We start from the raw sequence: 15,377 nt of genomic DNA, 5'->3' as shown, positions 1-15,377 counted from the left end.
GACGGAGCCGTAGCCCCGCCCGCCCGGTGATGTGACGTTTCGCTACCGAGTCACCCGAAAATGTGACCCAGCGTGCGCGCGGCGCGCTCGGCGTCGGCGAAACCGACGTAGAGCGGGGTGAAGCCGAAGCGCAGGACGTCGGGTGCGCGGAAGTCGCCGATGACGCCCCGCGAGATGAGTTCCCGCATGACCTCGCGGGCGTTCTCGGTGCGCAGCGAGATCTGGCTGCCGCGGCGGCCGTGCTCGTCCGGGGTGACCGACTCGACCCGGCCCTGCGGGACGTACGCCGCCACGCATTCGAGGAAGAAGTCGGTCAGGGCGAGCGACTTGGCCCGTACGGCCTCGACCGAGACCCCTTCCCAGGCGTCGAGCGCCGACTCCAGGGCCAGCATCGACAGGATGTCCGGGGTGCCCACGCGACCGCGGGTCGCGCCCGGGGCCGCCTCGAAGGCCGGGGTCATCGCGAAGGGATCCGCGTGGCCGTTCCAGCCCGGGAGCGGGGAGTCGAAGCCGGCCTGGTGGCGCGCCGCGATGTACAGGTACGCGGGCGAGCCCGGGCCGCCGTTGAGGTACTTGTACGTGCAGCCGACCGCGAGGTCGACGGCGTTCGCGTCGAGGCCGACGGGGAGGGCCCCCGCGGAGTGGCACAGGTCCCAGACCGTGATCGCCCCGGCGGCACGGGCCGCCGTGGTGAGGGCGGGCAGGTCGTGGAGCCGCCCGGTGCGGTAGTCGACGTGGTTGAGGAGGACCACGGCGGTGTCCGCGTCCATCGCCTCCGCCGCGTGCGAGGGATCCACCGGGGTGACGGTCAGGCCCGTCATCCGGGCCGCCGACTCGGCTATGTAGCCGTCGGTCGGGAAGGTGGCCGCGTCGACCAGCATCCGGGTCCGGCCGGGGGCCGCGAGGCGTGCGGCGCCGACCAGGGCCTTGAAGAGGTTGACGCTGGTGGAGTCGCCGACGACGACCTGCCCGGGGGCGGCGCCGATGAGGGGGGCGAGCTTGTCGCCGATCCGCTCGGGGGCGGTCCACCAGCCGCTCTCCTCCCAGGAGCGGATGAGGAGCTCGCCCCACTGCCGGGAGACGACGTCGGCGGTGGTGCCGGCGACACCGGCCGGGAGCGCGCCGAGGGAGTTGCCGTCCAGGTAGACGACTCCGTCGGGGAGCGTGAAGCGCCCGCGGAGCTTGGCCAGCTCGTCGGCGGTGTCCAGGGACTGCGCGCGGGCCGCCAGGTCGGCGGCGCTGGATGCCTCAGACATGGCTGCGGGCCGTCCAGAGCTCCGGGAAGACGTTCTTCGTGGCGCGCTTCTCCAGCCAGGTCACACCGGCCGAGCCGCCCGTACCCGTCTTCGCGCCCATCGCACGGCGGGTGGCGACCAGGTGGTCGTTGCGCCAGCGCCAGACGAGCTCGGCGACGTCGGTGAGGACCTCGCCGAGGCGGTGGAGGTCCAGGTGCTCGTCCGGGGTGGCGTAGAGGCCGGTCCAGACGGCCTCGACCTCGGCCGAGGGCTCGTAGCGCAGCGAGAGGTCGCGGTCGAGGACGGCGGCCGGGACGGGGAAGCCGCGGCGGGCGAGGAGGCGCAGGACCTCGTCGTAGAGGCTCGGCTCGTGGAGGGCCTTCTCCAGCTCCGCGTGGACGCGCGGCGCGCCCCGGTGCGGGACGAGCATGGAGGAGGACTTCTCGCCGAGCAGGAACTCCATCCGGCGGTACATCGCGGACTGGAAACCGGAACCTTCGCCGAGCGCGGAGCGGTAGGCGTTGAACTGTCCGGGGGTGAGCTGGGCGAGCGGGCGCCAGGAGGCGTTGAGGGCTTCGAGTTCGCGGAGGGAACGTTTCAGCGCATCCATCGCGACCGGGATGCGGTCCTCGCGCAGGGCCTTCGCGGCGGTTTCCCACTCGTGGACGATGACCGTGAACCACAGCTCCATGACCTGGGTCGTGACCAGGAAGACCATCTCGCCGGGGTCGTCCGAGCGGAGGTGCTGGAGGTGGGTGAGAACGTCCGCCTGGACGTAGTCCTCGTACGGGGTGGTGCCGTCGAAGTCGAGGTTCGGGGTGTCCGACCCGCCGACTCCGGAGGCATCAAGGGTGTTCGACATTTCTGTCTCCTCGACACGTGCTTCCGGGTAGCGGTCCGCTCCTTCCGTGAGGTGAGTGGAGCCCCGGTCCCCTGCCCGCAGCATAGGACACCGGCGCGCCGGCGCTCCAGCGGGGAGTGACACAGACCACACAATTCGGTGCGTGTCGCTCCCCGCCGTACGGACTCAGGCGCTCAGCGTGTCCGCCGCCGTCGGGGACGAGTCGCGCAGGAAGGTCGAGCAGCGCTCGTACTCCTCCTTCTCGCCGATCGCCTCGGCCGCGCGGGCCAGGGCGTGCAGGGCGCGCAGGAAACCGCGGTTCGGCTCGTGCTCCCACGGGACCGGGCCGTGGCCCTTCCAGCCGGCGCGGCGCAGGGCGTCGAGGCCGCGGTGGTAGCCCGTACGGGCGTAGGCGTAAGACTCGACGGTGCTGCCGGCGGCGAAGGCCTCGTCGGCGAGGATCGCCCAGGCGAGGGAGGACGTCGGGTGCGCGGCGGCCACCTCGACGGCGGGGGTGCCGGCCGCGATGGCCTCACGGCCCGGCTCGTCGGGAAGGTGGGTGGGGGCGGGGCCCCCGAGCAGGTTCTGGTGAATGGACATGCCCCCAGTCTGCCGGGTGCGGTGGTCCGCGAAACCCGCTGTCCCCTCGCTGTCGCCGCCCCGCCGTATGCGCTGGTCCGCGGCCCCACGCCGCTGCCGCGTCATTCGCATTGCCGGGTACGGGCCCTTGACGTGGGGAGGGGCCGGGTCAGTTCGCGGGGGCGGTCGCCCCGACCGGCTCGCGGGGCGCGGGCGGACACGATGTCAGGGCCGGCCGCGTTGCGGAACAGTCGCACCGGAAGGCCTCGTTCGGACCGTGCAGCCACCCTCGCGCTGCGGCCCGGCGCGGTGTCGTGCCGGGGAACGCCGCAGGGCCCGGCCTCCGTCGTGGGACGGGGCCGGGCCCTGCGGTGCGGCTCGCCGGGGCCGACTACTTCAGCTTGGTACCGGTGGAGCGCAGGTTCGCGCACGCCTCGGCGACGCGCGCGGCCATGCCCGCCTCGGCGGCCTTGCCCCAGGTGCGGGGGTCGTACTTGGACTTCGTGCCGACCTCGCCGTCGACCTTCAGCACACCGGCGTAGTTGCTGAACATGTGGTCCACGACCGGGCGGGTGAAGGCGTACTGGGTGTCGGTGTCGAGGTTCATCTTCACGACGCCGTTCTCCAGCGCGGTGGCGATCTCCTCGGCCGTGGAGCCCGAGCCGCCGTGGAAGACGAAGTCGAAGGGCGATGCCTTGCCGAACTTCTCGGCGACACCGGCCTGGAGGTCCTTGAGGAGCTCGGGGCGCAGGACCACGTTGCCCGGCTTGTAGACGCCGTGGACGTTGCCGAAGGAGGCGGCCAGCAGGTAGCGGCCCTTCTCGCCCAGGCCGAGGGCCTCGGCGGTGCGGATCGCGTCGTCGACGGTGGTGTAGAGCTCGTCGTTGATCTCGTGGCTGACGCCGTCCTCCTCGCCGCCGGTCGGGGTGATCTCGACCTCAAGGATGATCTTGGCGGCGACGGCCTTGGCGAGCAGCTCCTGGCCGATGGCCAGGTTGTCGGCCAGGGTCTCGGCGGAGCCGTCCCACATGTGCGACTGGAAGAGCGGGTTCAGGCCGCGGGCCACGCGCTCGGCGGAGATGTCGAGCAGCGGACGTACGTAGCCGTCCAGCTTGTCCTTCGGGCAGTGGTCCGTGTGCAGGGCGACCGTGATGTCGTACTTGGCGGCCACGATGTGCGCGAACTCGGCCAGGGCGACCGCGCCGGTGACCATGTCCTTGTTGTGCTGGCCACCCAGGAACTCCGCACCACCGGTGGAGATCTGGATGATGCCGTCGCTCTCGGCCTCCGCGAAGCCACGCAGTGCAGCGTGCAGGGTCTGGGAGGAGGTCACGTTGATGGCCGGGTAGGCGAACTTGCCTGCCTTCGCCCGGTCGAGCATCTCGTTGTAGACCTCGGGGGTTGCGATGGGCATCTGCCGGCTCCTTGGATGTGCGGGGAGTGTGCTTATTGCGGGCCCTGACCTGGGGGCGACGTCATCGTCGCGCCTATCTTTCCAGACTCAGCGCGAGGGTCCAGCCTGCCGGTCTCACGTGGTGGGCGAACGGCCCGGGATGTTTCACGTGAAACATCCCGGGCCGCCGGGTTTTGCCAGGTCAGGCCGCTCAGCGGGGCGGCCGAGGACCTTCGGCACCAGTTCTCGCGGTGGCCGGACCGGGCCGGCAGAGGGGACCTAGGACAGGCCCAGGTCCTCGAGCTCGTAGCCCGTGAGGTAGGGGAGGCCCGCCCCGGCGATGGCGTCGGCCGCACCGCGGTCGACGATCGTGGCGACGGCGACGACCTCGCCGCCGGCCTCGCGGACCGCCTCGACGGCGGTCAGCGGGGAACCGCCGGTGGTCGAGGTGTCCTCGACGACCAGGCAGCGCTTGCCCTTCACGTCGGTGCCCTCGATGCGGCGCTGCATGCCGTGGGCCTTCTGCGCCTTGCGGACGACGAAGGCGTCGAGGCGCTGGCCGCGCGCGGCGGAGGCGTGCAGCATCGAGGTCGCGACCGGGTCGGCGCCCAGGGTCAGACCGCCGACGCAGTCGAATTCGAGCTCGGCGGTCAGGTCGAGCATGACCTGACCGACCAGCGGGGCCGCCTCGCCGTCGAGGGTGACCCGGCGGAGGTCGATGTAGTAGTCGGCCTCCCGGCCGGAGGAGAGGATCACCTTGCCGTGCACGACGGCCTTGTCCTTGATCTGCTGCAGAAGCGCATCGCGTACGTCACTCATGGCTCTGAGCTTAATTGCGCCCTAGCGCAGCCGCCGCCACGTCCACGTCGTGGAGACCTCCAGCGGGTCCACGGGGGTGACTAGGCGCGGCAGGGTGTTCAGCCCGTTCGGCGGACCGGACTGCGGCTCGACGCAGACGGCCTCGGACTCCTCGTCGTAGACGACCACCCATTCGGCCCGGCTGGTGATCCGCAGCTCCAGGGCGCCGGGCCAGGTGAGGGTGACGTCGACCCCGTGCGGCATGCCGAAGCAGTCGTCCCAGGGGCCGGGCTTCGGGTCGATGCGGTGGCCGGTCGGGAGGTGGTCGGCGCCGCGCTCCTCCTGCCAGGCGGGCTCGAAGGAGAGCTCCGCCGCCCCGCCGCCGGTCCCGAGGTCGCGCCGGAACCAGGGGTGCCAGCCGGCCTGGGCCGGGAAGGAGTCCCCGTACGTCTCGACGCCCATGGTGAGGGTCAGCGCGTCCTCGGCGAGCGCGACCACCTGGGTCACCCGGCCCGGGTACGGCCACGGCTCCGCCAGGTCGTAGGTGAACGCCGCCTCGGTGGCGGTGGCCCCGGCGGGGCGCCAGGGGGCGTCGCGGCCGAAGCCGTGGAGCGCGTGCGGCGGGTGGTTGACCGGCATCTGGTGGACGGTGCCGCCGTCGCGGAACCGGCCGTTCTCGGTCCGTCCGCACCACGGGACCATCGGGAACGCCCCGTACCGCGGGCCCTGGCGCAGCAGCTCCGTCCCGTCGATGCGCAGGCTGCTGATGCGGCAGCCGTTCTCCTGGTCGACCGTCACCTCGGCGCCGCCGGCGCTCAGTTGCGTACTCATGCGGTCGACCCTAATGCGGGCCGCGGCCGCAGGTCAGCGGCGGCGGCGCAGGGCCCGGCCGATGACGACCGCCGAGGCCAGCGCGAGGGCGGCGGCCGGGGCGATCCAGCGCAGGCTGTCGCCGGCGGTGGTGGTGGCGGGCGCGGGGACCGGGGCGTACCGGCCGCGCGGAGGCGCGTGGTCCACCTCCTCCGCGCTGCGGCCGATCATGGTGCGGCGGGCGTGGGCGGCCTCGGCCGGGGGCCGCGGGGCCCCGTCGAGCTCCTCGAACCCGCCGGCCAGGAACGGGTCCAGCGAGGGGGGCGGCACCTCGGTGTCGAAGAGGGAGGCGGTGACCTCGGTGACGCCGTCCCCGACGAACCCGGGGCCGGTGTCGTCGCTGTCGCCGGTCTCCTCCGCCTCCTCGGCCTCGGCCACGGGGTCGCCGAGAGCGGACCCGGCGGTCAGCTGGTCGGCGGCCCGGTCCAGCAGCCGCTGTACGGCGGCGGCCGCGGCCTCGGGGGTGAAGGCGGCGGCGCGCCCGTCGGCGGTGGCCCCGGCGGTGAAGTCCAGCCGGGTCCCGTCCTCGGCCGGGGACAGCCGCAGGTCCACCGAGAACTTCACGGTCCCGCTGCCGCGGACCTCCGTGCCCTCACCCTCGAAGGTGAAGTGTCCGGGGTCCCGCTCGATGACGGCCAGGGCTCCCCGGTAGGTCACGGTGCTCCCGCCGACGCGGACCTTCAGCCGGCCGGAGACCGGCCCGGACTCGGTGTCGGCGTCCTGCTGGAGGCCCGGGACGCACCGGGCCACCCGGGCGGGGTCGCGCAGCACGGCGCGGAGATCGTCTGCCGGTACCGGGACGAACACCTGATGCTCCATGCGGTCGAGCCTACCGACGACAGCGCACCGGGTCACGAATACCGCGGGTGCGGCAGGGTCGACGGCGGGAGACCGGGCACCCGGGTGCGCTCCGCATCGCGCGCGGCGTCCTGCAGCGAGCGGGTCGACAGCGAGCGCAGGGCGGGCGTGTCGCGGTCCACGCGCAGCGGGGGGACGCCGTCGCGGGCGGCCAGCACGAAGCCCCAGTCCTGCGGCGGTGCGCCGGCGACGCCGAGGGGGGTGCGGTCGGGTCCGGCGGCGAAGCCCGAGAGGCGGCCGCCCGCGCTGTAGGGGGAGGTCAGCAGGCCGGCCGCGCGGAGGGTGGAGTCGACGGTCCAGTACGTCCGCGGGCGCGTGGCCAGCGGCCCGGCGTGCACGGCGATCCGGCCCCCGGGGCGCAGGGCCCGCGCCGCCAGCCCGTAGAACTCCTGCGAGTACAGCTTCGTGCTGGGGGTGATGCCCGGGTCGGGGAGGTCGGAGACGATGACGTCGAACCGGCCGGCGGCGGCCGGCTCCCGCAGCCAGCGGAAGGCGTCCTGCGTGACGACGGCCGTGCGCGGGTCCTCGTACGCCCGGGCGTTGAGTGCGGAGAGCATCGGATCGGTGCGGGCGAGCCCGACCACGCCGGGGTCGAGCTCGACGACGGTGACGGAGGCGACGTCCCGGTAGCGGAGCACCTCGCGGGCGGCGAGCCCGTCGCCCCCGCCGAGAACCAGGACGCTGGCGTGCGGGCCGGTCATCGCGGGGTGGACCAGGGCCTCGTGGTAGCGGTACTCGTCGTAGCCGCTGACCCGCAGCCGCCCGTCGAGGTACAGGTCGAGGGAGCGCGGGGAGCCGGTCGGGGGGCCGGTGAGCACCAGTTCCTGCACGCCGGTCTGGACGGCGACCCGCACCTCCGCGCCGTAGACGGCGCGCCGGGCGACCCGCTCGAAGTCGTCGGCGAGGACGGTCGCCGAGGCCAGCACGGCCAGCACGGTCACGTTCGCGGCGATCAGCAGCCAGCGGCAGCGGCGGCTCAGGTCGCGGCGGAACAGCCACAGGACCAGCCCGCCGCCGACGGCCGCGTTGACGGTGCCGGTGAGCATGGCGCCGGTGAGCTGGCCGAGCATCGGGAGGAGCAGGAAGGGGAAGGCGAGGCCGCCGACGAGGGCGCCCACGTAGTCGGCGGCGAACAGGTCGGCGACGGCCCCGCCCGCGTCCTGTCTGCGGATGCGCTGGATGAGGACCATCAGCAGCGGGATCTCCGCGCCGATGAGCACCCCGATGACGAAGGAGAAGGCGACGAGGGCGGGACGGGACTCCCCCAGCCAGGCGAAGCTCGCGTACAGCGCTATGGCCGAGAGCCCGCCGAGGAGGGCGAGCCCGGCCTCGATGGCGCCGAAGCCGAAGGCGGGCCGGTGGCGCAGGCGCTTGGCGAGCAGGGAGCCGACGCCCATGGCGAAGACCATGACGGACAGCACGACCGACGCCTGGGTGACGGAGTCGCCGATGAGGTAGGTGCCCAGGGCGAGCAGCTCCAGTTCGTACACGAGCCCGCAGGCGGCGCAGACGAACACGGTGGCCAGGACGAGGAGTCGGCCGGTCCGGGGCCCTACGGGCAGGGCGGCCGGGACGGTCTCGGCGCCCCGCGGCTCCGGAGCCGGGAGCACCCGGCGCGGGACGGAACGGTCGATCATGAAGCGAACCGTACGTCACCGCCCACCTACATCCGGTCACCCACATGGGTGCAAGTGGCGTATCGATCCAGCCAGTTGGCGTAACGGAGACGGGCCGTCCGCGCCCCGGAGGCGCCGGCCGCCCGCTACAGCAGCGCCGGCGATTCCGGCGCCGAGGCGGCCGGGGCCCCCGCCCGTACGCCCACCCGGGTCCGGGTGGCCACCAGCTGCCCCTCCTGCGGGTACGCGTGCCAGGTCCGCCAGCGCACCTGGCCCTCGTAGCGTTGCGCGAGCAGGGCGGTGAAGGCGTGCGGACTTCCCGGAAAGGTCCCCGCTAGCCCGTTCGGGTGGTCAGCCACCAGTGCGAGCAGCTCCTGCGCCCGCCCTGCGAACGATCCGCGGGACAGGGTCTCGACCCGCGCGGCGAACTCGTACTCCCAGTCACCCACCCGCTTGGCCACGCCGAGCGGCAGCGGCGTGCTGCTGCCGGGCATGCAGGCGACCGTCTCCGAGCAGAGCACCTCGGCCTCCTCCAGAAGAACCTGATGGGAGGCCCCGAGCAGGCGCAACTCCACCTTGGCGCCCGACAGTTCGAGGTTCAGTACGGCCAGGGCGGGCAGCCGGTCCCGACCCAGGGCCCAGGCGAGATCGGCGGCACGCGTGTCGGTGTAAGAGGTCTGGAGGGTCGTGAGCATGAGTCGGCTCCGCAAACGCGCGAGGGAGATGGGCCGGGGCCCGCCAGCGGTAGTCAACGGGTGGGGGGACACCGGCACGGGTCCACAGGAAGTCCAGGGAGGTCCGAGGACTGGTCTACTCAACCGAGGGAATCATGAAAGGCACGGCACTCACAGCGTTTTTACCCAACTTGACGGGGTTTACATCCCCCCGGGGGCTCCACAGTTCACGTGTTCAACGAGTTGCGTCCCGCGCGTCGTCATGCATCGACGAACGAGCCGTCACGCAGGGGCGAATGACGGGGACGCCCGACCCGGATCCGACCGCCAGGCGCCCCCCCCCTGCCACGCGGTCCCCGCTGCCCCGTGTCAGCTGGAACCGCACCCCCCGCCGCCGCAGGAGGACGACGAGCCGCAGGACGAGGAGGAACCGCAGCCCCCGCCCGCGCCGCCCCCGTCGACCCACGAGCCGCTGCTCTTGCCGCGGCCGCGGGTGTGCCCGGCCTTGGACGAACGGGCTGAGATCGTCACGACGAAAGCGATGACCACCACTGCAATCACGATGCCGACGAACATGTGGTCCGCCCTTCTCTCATGCCCCGGTCTTCCCGGGGAGCGGGATCCCCGCGTCCCGCGTGAAGGGGGGATGCCCCCGGGCCGCACGGCCCAAAGCACACTTGAGGAAGTCCAGAGGTTGACCCCAGGATGACGCCCATGAGCGCACCCGTGAGCAGCGACCGCCCCTTCCTGAACCGCCGTCTGGCGGCCTTCGGCACGACGATCTTCGCGGAGATGTCGGCGCTGGCCGCCCGCACCGGTTCGATCAACCTCGGCCAGGGCTTCCCCGACACCGACGGCCCGGCGGAGATCGCCGAAGCGGCCTCCCGCGCGGTCCTCACGGGCCGCGGCAACCAGTACCCGCCGGGCCCCGGCGTCCCGGAGCTGCGCACGGCGATCGCCGCGCACCAGCAGCGCTTCTACGGCCTGTCCTACGACCCCGACACCGAGGTCCTGGTCACGGCGGGCGCCACGGAGGCCATCGCGGCCTCCCTCCTCGCCCTGCTGGAGCCGGGTGACGAGGTCATCGCCCTGGAGCCGTACTACGACTCGTACGCGGCCTGCATCGCGATGGCGGGCGCGGTACGCGTCCCGGTCACCCTGCGCCCGCACGCCGGCGCCTTCGCCCTCGACCTGGACGAACTGCGCGCAGCCGTCACCCCGCGCACCCGCCTCCTGCTGCTGAACACCCCGCACAATCCGACGGGCACCGTCCTCACCGCGGCGGAGCTCGCCGCGATCGCCGAGCTGGCGGTCGAGCGGGACCTGCTGGTCGTCACGGACGAGGTGTACGAGCACCTGGTCTTCGAGGGCGCCCACATCCCCCTGGCGGGCCTCCCGGGCATGCGCGAGCGCACGGTCACCATCTCCTCGGCCGGGAAGACCTTCTCCTTCACGGGCTGGAAGGTCGGCTGGGTCACCGCGCCCCCGGAGCTGGTCACGGCGGTCCGCTCGGCGAAGCAGTTCCTCACCTACGTCTCCTCGGGCCCCTTCCAGTACGCGATCGCCGAGGCCCTCGCCCTGCCCGACACCTACTACGACGCCTTCCGCGCCGACCTGGCCGCCAAGCGCGACATCCTCGCCGACGGCCTCGCGGCGGCCGGCTTCGAGGTCTTCCGCCCGCAGGGCACGTACTTCATCACCACCGACATCACCCCCCTCGGAGAGAAGGACGGCCTCGCCTTCTGCCGCGCCCTCCCCGAGCGCTGCGGCGTGGTCGCCATCCCGAACCAGGTCTTCTACGACGACAAGTCCGCCGGCGCCACCCAGGTCCGCTGGGCCTTCTGCAAGCGCGAGGACGTCCTGCGGGAGGCCGCCTCCCGGCTGCGCCGCCTCTGACCGCCACGCGGGCCCCGACCCCGGCCGCGACCCGCGTCCGGGGTCGGCCACCAGGCCTGCTTGCGGGGTGGCCGAGGCCGGTGTGAAGCTGTCGCTCGCACGAGCGCCCGAAGCCCTCACCCTCCCCGGTGAGCGGACCCCACCGAGAGACGGAAGTCGGGATTCATGGCAACGGGCAGAGCGACCGTGTCCGCGTCGCCCCGGGAGATACGCGCGGTCCGGGCCGTACTGTCGGCCGCGCCGACGACGGTGATAGCGCTCGGCGTGTTCGCCGCCGTGCGCGGGGCCGGGGTGCTGGTGCTCGCCCTCGGCTCCTGGTGGGCCGGGCGGGATCCGCTGAGGGTGTTCGGCCGGTCCTGGGACGCGGACTGGTACCTCCGGATAGCGACCCACGGCTACGGGCGCACCCTGATGTGGCCCGACGCCGTCACCGGAACCGGGCCCGTACAGAGCGACCAGGCCTTCTTCCCGCTCTACCCCGCGCTGATCCGGGCCGTCTCCGGCATCCTGCCCGGCGGGCCCGTCCCCGCCGCGCTCCTCGTCGCGTGGACCGCCGCCGCCGTCGCCGCCGTCGGGATCCACCGGGTCGGGGAGCGGGTGATCGGGCCGCGCGCCGGGCTGCTGCTCGTGGGGCTGTGGGCGGCCCTGCCGCACTCGGTGGTCCTCACCCTCGCCTACACCGAGGCGCTCCTGGCCGCCTTCGCCGCCTGGGCGCTCCACGCCCTGCTGCGCGAGCGCTGGCTTTGGGCCGCGGGCCTCGCCGTGCTCGCCGGGCTGACCCGGCCCACCGGGCTCGCCGTCGCCGCCGCCGTGTCGGCCATGGCCCTCCACGCCATCCTCGTACGAAGATCCCGGGCGCCCGAGGTGTGGGTGGCCGGGCTGGTGGCGCCGGCGGGCTGGGCGGCGTACGTCCTGGCCGTCGGGGTGAAGGTGCGCGACCCCTTCGGCGGCTACTTCGCCGTGCAGCGCAGCTGGGGCTCCCGCTTCGACTTCGGCGCCGGGACGCTGCGCTCGGCGGAGCGGGTGCTGACCGGCGGGCACGTGTCCTTCGCGACCACCGTGACGGTGGTCCTGCTGGCCGCGGCCGGGCTGCTGGCGGTGCTGCTGTTCCTGGACCGCACCCCGCTCGCGCTGCTCGCGTACACGGCGGTCCTGCTGGTGATGGCCTTCGGCGGGGCCGGCTTCTTCGAGTCCAAGCCGCGCTTCCTGCTGCCGGCCTTCCCGCTGCTCCTGCCGCTGGCCGCCGTCATGGCGCGAGCCCGGCCGCGCACCGCGGTCGTGGTGACCGCGGTGGTGGCCGGGCTCGGTTACGGCTACGGGCTGTACCTGCTGCTGGTGGCCCGGGTGCCGCTCTAGTCAGTTCGTGGCGTCGCCGTCGCCGTCGCTCTCGCCGTCGGTGGAGTCGATCTCCTTCTCCAGGCCGAGCTGCTCGACGAGCCACTTGTCGAACTCGATGGACGCACGGACCCAGCTGACCGTGGAGGACACGAAGTGCTCCAGGTTGACGCCGGTGCCGATCAGCATCTGCGCCTCACCGATCAGGCGGACCGAGCCGTCGTCGTGCGTGTGGCTGTAGACCTTCGGCCACAGGGTGCGGCGGTTCCAGTCGTCGATCGACTCGAGAAGCTGCGGCTTCTCGTCGATCTTGTGCGGACGGTCGTAGAAGGTCCGCACCGAGAAAACCTGCTGCTCGTCCTCGCCGCGGAACATGAAGTACGTGCGGAACTCCTCCCACGGCGCCGCGAGGTCACCCTCGTCGTCGACGACGTACTTGAGCTCCATCTGCTCCAGCAGCTGCTTGACCAGATCCTGGTCGGGGACGACGGGGCCCGCCGGTCCTGTGGCCTGCGGATCGGGCTGCTGCCCTCCGAAGTTCGGAATCGAGGCCGGGTCGATGCTCACCGTGTTTTTCCCTTCGTGCGGATACATGCATCCTCCCCCATGCCGCCTACCCCGTGTCCAGCTTTGCAGCGCCGATCCGCTGCGGGCGGACACGGGGTCCGCCCGGCCGGGTCAGAGCGCCTTGCCCACCAGCAGGTCCTCGCCCGCCACGTCGACCCGTACGGTGTCGCCGTCGCGGACCTCGCCCGAGAGGATCTCCTTGGCCAGCCGGTCGCCGATCGCCGTCTGGATCAGGCGGCGCAGCGGCCGGGCGCCGTACGCCGGGTCGTTGCCCTTGACCGCCAGCCAGGCCAGGGCCTCGGGCGTGACGTCCAGGGTGAGGCGCCGGTCGGCCAGGCGCTTGGCCAGGCGGCCGATCTGGAGCTCGGCGATGTGCGCGAGCTCGTCGCCGCTCAGGGCGGAGAAGACCACCAGGTCGTCCAGGCGGTTCAGGAACTCCGGCTTGAAGGAGCTCCGGACCACGTCCAGGACCTGCTGCTTCTTCTGTTCCGCGGGGGTGGCCGGGTCCATGAGGAACTGGCTGCCGAGGTTCGAGGTCAGGATCAGGATGGTGTTGCGGAAGTCCACGGTCCGGCCCTGGCCGTCCGTGAGGCGGCCGTCGTCCAGGACCTGGAGCAGGATGTCGAAGACCTCGGGGTGGGCCTTCTCCACCTCGTCCAGGAGCACCACGCTGTACGGGCGGCGGCGCACGGCCTCCGTGAGCTGGCCGCCCTCCTCGTAGCCGACGTAGCCGGGCGGGGCGCCGACGAGGCGGGCCACGCTGTGCTTCTCGCCGTACTCCGACATGTCGATGCGGATCATGGCCCGCTCGTCGTCGAAGAGGAAGTCGGCGAGGGCCTTGGCCAGCTCCGTCTTGCCCACGCCCGTCGGGCCGAGGAAGAGGAAGGAGCCGGTCGGGCGGTCGGGGTCGGCGATGCCGGCGCGGGTGCGGCGCACGGCGTCCGAGACGGCCCGTACGGCCTCGCCCTGGCCGATCAGGCGGCGGCCCAGCTCGTCCTCCATGCGGAGCAGCTTCTGGGTCTCGCCCTCCAGCAGGCGGCCCGCCGGGATGCCCGTCCAGGCGCCCACCACGTCGGCGATGTCGTCCGGGCCGACCTCGTCCTTGACCATCGTGTTCTTGGACGTGCCGGACTTGGAGGCCTCGGCCTCCTCCTCGGTGGCCTCCGCCAGCTCGCGCTCCAGGGCCGGGATCTCGCCGTAGAGCAGCTTGGAGGCGGTGTCGAAGTCCCCGTCGCGCTGGGCGCGCTCGGCCTGGCCGCGCAGGTCGTCCAGGCGCTCCTTGAGCTCGCCGACCCGGTTGAGGGACTGCTTCTCCTTCTCCCAGCGGGCGGTCAGGCCCCGCAGGTCCTCCTCCTTGTCGGCGAGGTCCTTGCGGATCTTCTCCAGGCGCTCCATCGAGGCCGGGTCGGACTCGTTCTTCAGTGCCAGCTCCTCCATGCGCAGCCGGTCCACGGAGCGCTGGAGCTCGTCGATCTCCAGCGGGGAGGAGTCGATCTCCATGCGCAGCCGGGACGCGGCCTCGTCGACGAGGTCGATGGCCTTGTCGGGGAGGAAGCGGGAGGTGATGTACCGGTCGGAGAGGGTCGCGGCGGCCACGAGCGCGCTGTCGTTGATGACGACCTTGTGGTGGGCCTCGTAGCGGCCCTTGAGCCCGCGCAGGATGGCGATGGTGTCCTCGACGGACGGCTCGGCGACCAGCACCTGCTGGAAGCGCCGCTCCAGCGCCGGGTCCTTCTCGATCCGCTCGCGGTACTCGTCGAGGGTGGTCGCGCCGACCATGCGCAGTTCGCCGCGGGCCAGCATGGGCTTGAGCATGTTGCCCGCGTCCATGGCGGAGTCGCCGCCGGCGCCCGCGCCGACGACCGTGTGCAGCTCGTCGATGAAGGTGATGATCTGCCCGTCGCTGGACTTGATCTCGGCGAGCACGGTCTTCAGGCGCTCCTCGAACTCGCCGCGGTACTTGGCGCCGGCGACCATCGCGCCGAGGTCCAGGGCGACCAGGCGCTTGTTCTTCAGGGACTCGGGGACGTCGCCCTTGACGATGCGCTGGGCCAGGCCCTCGACGACGGCCGTCTTGCCGACGCCGGGCTCGCCGATGAGCACCGGGTTGTTCTTCGTGCGGCGCGAGAGCACCTGCACGACGCGGCGGATCTCGTGGTCGCGGCCGATGACCGGGTCGAGCTTGCCCTCGCGCGCGGCCGCCGTGAAGTCGGTGCCGAACTTCTCCAGGGCCTTGTACTGACCCTCGGGGTCGGGGGTGGTCACCCGCCGTCCTCCTCGTGCGTTCTCGAAGGCGGCCAGCAGCTTCTTCGCGCTCGCGCCCTGGTCGGAAAGGACCTCACCCGCCGCGCCGCCCTTGGCGGCGATGGCGATGAGCAGGTGTTCGGTGGAGAGGTACTCGTCGCCGAGCCGGCCCGCCTGGGCGTCGGCCTCGGCGAGTACGGCGAGCAGATCGCGGGTGGGCTGCGGGGGCGCGACCGTGGAGCCGGTGACGCTGGGCAGGGCGGCCAGCAGCCGCTCCGCACCGGCCCGCACCTCGGCCTGGTCGGCATCGGCGGCGGCGAGCAGGTCGGTGACGTTCTCGTTGTCCTCGCCGGCGAGGAGGGCCAGCAGCAGGTGCGCGGGGGTCAGGTCGGCGTGGCCGTCCTTGACGGCCCTGCTGGTCGCCGCGTTCAGCGCGTCCCGGCTCTTGTTGGTCAGCTCGGCGTCCACTGC

At 72.7% G+C, this 15,377-nt stretch carries 14 protein-coding genes; 2 read left to right on the top strand and 12 right to left on the bottom strand.

All coding sequences use genetic code 11. The features are described from left to right. Window positions 1-50 precede the first annotated feature (50 nt). From kynU to OG472_RS24240, 10 genes are all read right to left on the bottom strand, one after another. On the bottom strand, window positions 51-1,256 hold the full coding sequence (gene kynU / locus OG472_RS24285; protein ID WP_405942041.1) for a kynureninase: 1,206 nt from the start codon (window positions 1,254-1,256) through the stop codon (window positions 51-53). After that, window positions 1,249-2,097 carry a tryptophan 2,3-dioxygenase family protein gene (locus OG472_RS24280; RefSeq protein WP_383567060.1) on the bottom strand — a complete coding sequence of 283 codons (849 nt, stop codon included), beginning with the start codon at window positions 2,095-2,097 and terminating at the stop codon, window positions 1,249-1,251. The genes kynU and OG472_RS24280 overlap by 8 nt, the downstream gene beginning before the upstream one ends. A 165-nt stretch (window positions 2,098-2,262) precedes the next feature. Beyond that, complete coding sequence (locus OG472_RS24275; protein WP_030012083.1) at window positions 2,263-2,676, bottom strand: DUF3151 domain-containing protein; 414 nt, start codon at window positions 2,674-2,676, stop codon at window positions 2,263-2,265. Window positions 2,677-3,046: 370 nt separating this feature from the next. Continuing rightward, entirely contained in the window at window positions 3,047-4,069 is a 1,023-nt protein-coding gene (fbaA, locus tag OG472_RS24270) for a class II fructose-bisphosphate aldolase (protein ID WP_033214531.1), read from the bottom strand. A gap of 258 nt (window positions 4,070-4,327) precedes the next feature. Beyond that, window positions 4,328-4,867 carry an orotate phosphoribosyltransferase gene (gene pyrE / locus OG472_RS24265; protein ID WP_405942040.1) on the bottom strand — a complete coding sequence of 180 codons (540 nt, stop codon included), beginning with the start codon at window positions 4,865-4,867 and terminating at the stop codon, window positions 4,328-4,330. 21 nt (window positions 4,868-4,888) lie between these two features. Next, window positions 4,889-5,677, bottom strand: a complete 789-nt coding sequence (locus tag OG472_RS24260) for an aldose 1-epimerase (RefSeq protein ID WP_405831224.1) — start codon at window positions 5,675-5,677, stop codon at window positions 4,889-4,891. 33 nt (window positions 5,678-5,710) lie between these two features. Further along, entirely contained in the window at window positions 5,711-6,535 is an 825-nt protein-coding gene (locus tag OG472_RS24255) for an SRPBCC family protein (protein WP_405831222.1), read from the bottom strand. Window positions 6,536-6,567: 32 nt separating this feature from the next. After that, the gene (locus tag OG472_RS24250; RefSeq protein ID WP_401611109.1) at window positions 6,568-8,211 is read right to left on the bottom strand and encodes a polyamine aminopropyltransferase; all 1,644 of its coding nucleotides are present in this window, start codon (window positions 8,209-8,211) and stop codon (window positions 6,568-6,570) included. A 125-nt stretch (window positions 8,212-8,336) separates the two neighbouring features. Further along, entirely contained in the window at window positions 8,337-8,885 is a 549-nt protein-coding gene (locus tag OG472_RS24245) for a DUF2617 family protein (RefSeq protein WP_401611111.1), read from the bottom strand. Between the two features lie 348 nt (window positions 8,886-9,233). Continuing rightward, a complete protein-coding gene (locus OG472_RS24240) occupies window positions 9,234-9,440 on the bottom strand; it encodes a hypothetical protein (RefSeq protein ID WP_401611112.1) in 207 nt (68 codons plus the stop codon). Between the two features lie 129 nt (window positions 9,441-9,569). Here OG472_RS24240 and OG472_RS24235 point away from each other — a divergent pair, with 129 nt between their 5' ends. After that, window positions 9,570-10,760 carry a pyridoxal phosphate-dependent aminotransferase gene (locus OG472_RS24235; RefSeq protein WP_383567081.1) on the top strand — a complete coding sequence of 397 codons (1,191 nt, stop codon included), beginning with the start codon at window positions 9,570-9,572 and terminating at the stop codon, window positions 10,758-10,760. 165 nt (window positions 10,761-10,925) lie between these two features. Continuing rightward, window positions 10,926-12,116 (top strand): hypothetical protein, encoded by a 1,191-nt coding sequence (locus tag OG472_RS24230; RefSeq protein ID WP_405942039.1) that lies wholly within the window; start codon window positions 10,926-10,928, stop codon window positions 12,114-12,116. Here OG472_RS24230 and OG472_RS24225 read toward each other — a convergent pair whose 3' ends face one another. Both OG472_RS24225 and clpB read right to left on the bottom strand, forming a co-directional pair. Further along, on the bottom strand, window positions 12,117-12,662 hold the full coding sequence (locus OG472_RS24225) for a YbjN domain-containing protein (protein WP_401611114.1): 546 nt from the start codon (window positions 12,660-12,662) through the stop codon (window positions 12,117-12,119). 111 nt (window positions 12,663-12,773) lie between these two features. After that, the gene (gene clpB / locus OG472_RS24220) at window positions 12,774-15,374 is read right to left on the bottom strand and encodes an ATP-dependent chaperone ClpB (protein WP_401611116.1); all 2,601 of its coding nucleotides are present in this window, start codon (window positions 15,372-15,374) and stop codon (window positions 12,774-12,776) included. Window positions 15,375-15,377 lie beyond the last annotated feature (3 nt).

Origin of the sequence: Streptomyces sp. NBC_00207 (assembly GCF_045160965.1) — a bacterium.
Lineage (GTDB): Bacteria > Actinomycetota > Actinomycetes > Streptomycetales > Streptomycetaceae > Streptomyces.
Note: the sequence above shows the minus strand (reverse complement) of the source record. Positions and strands in the feature narration are given on the sequence as shown.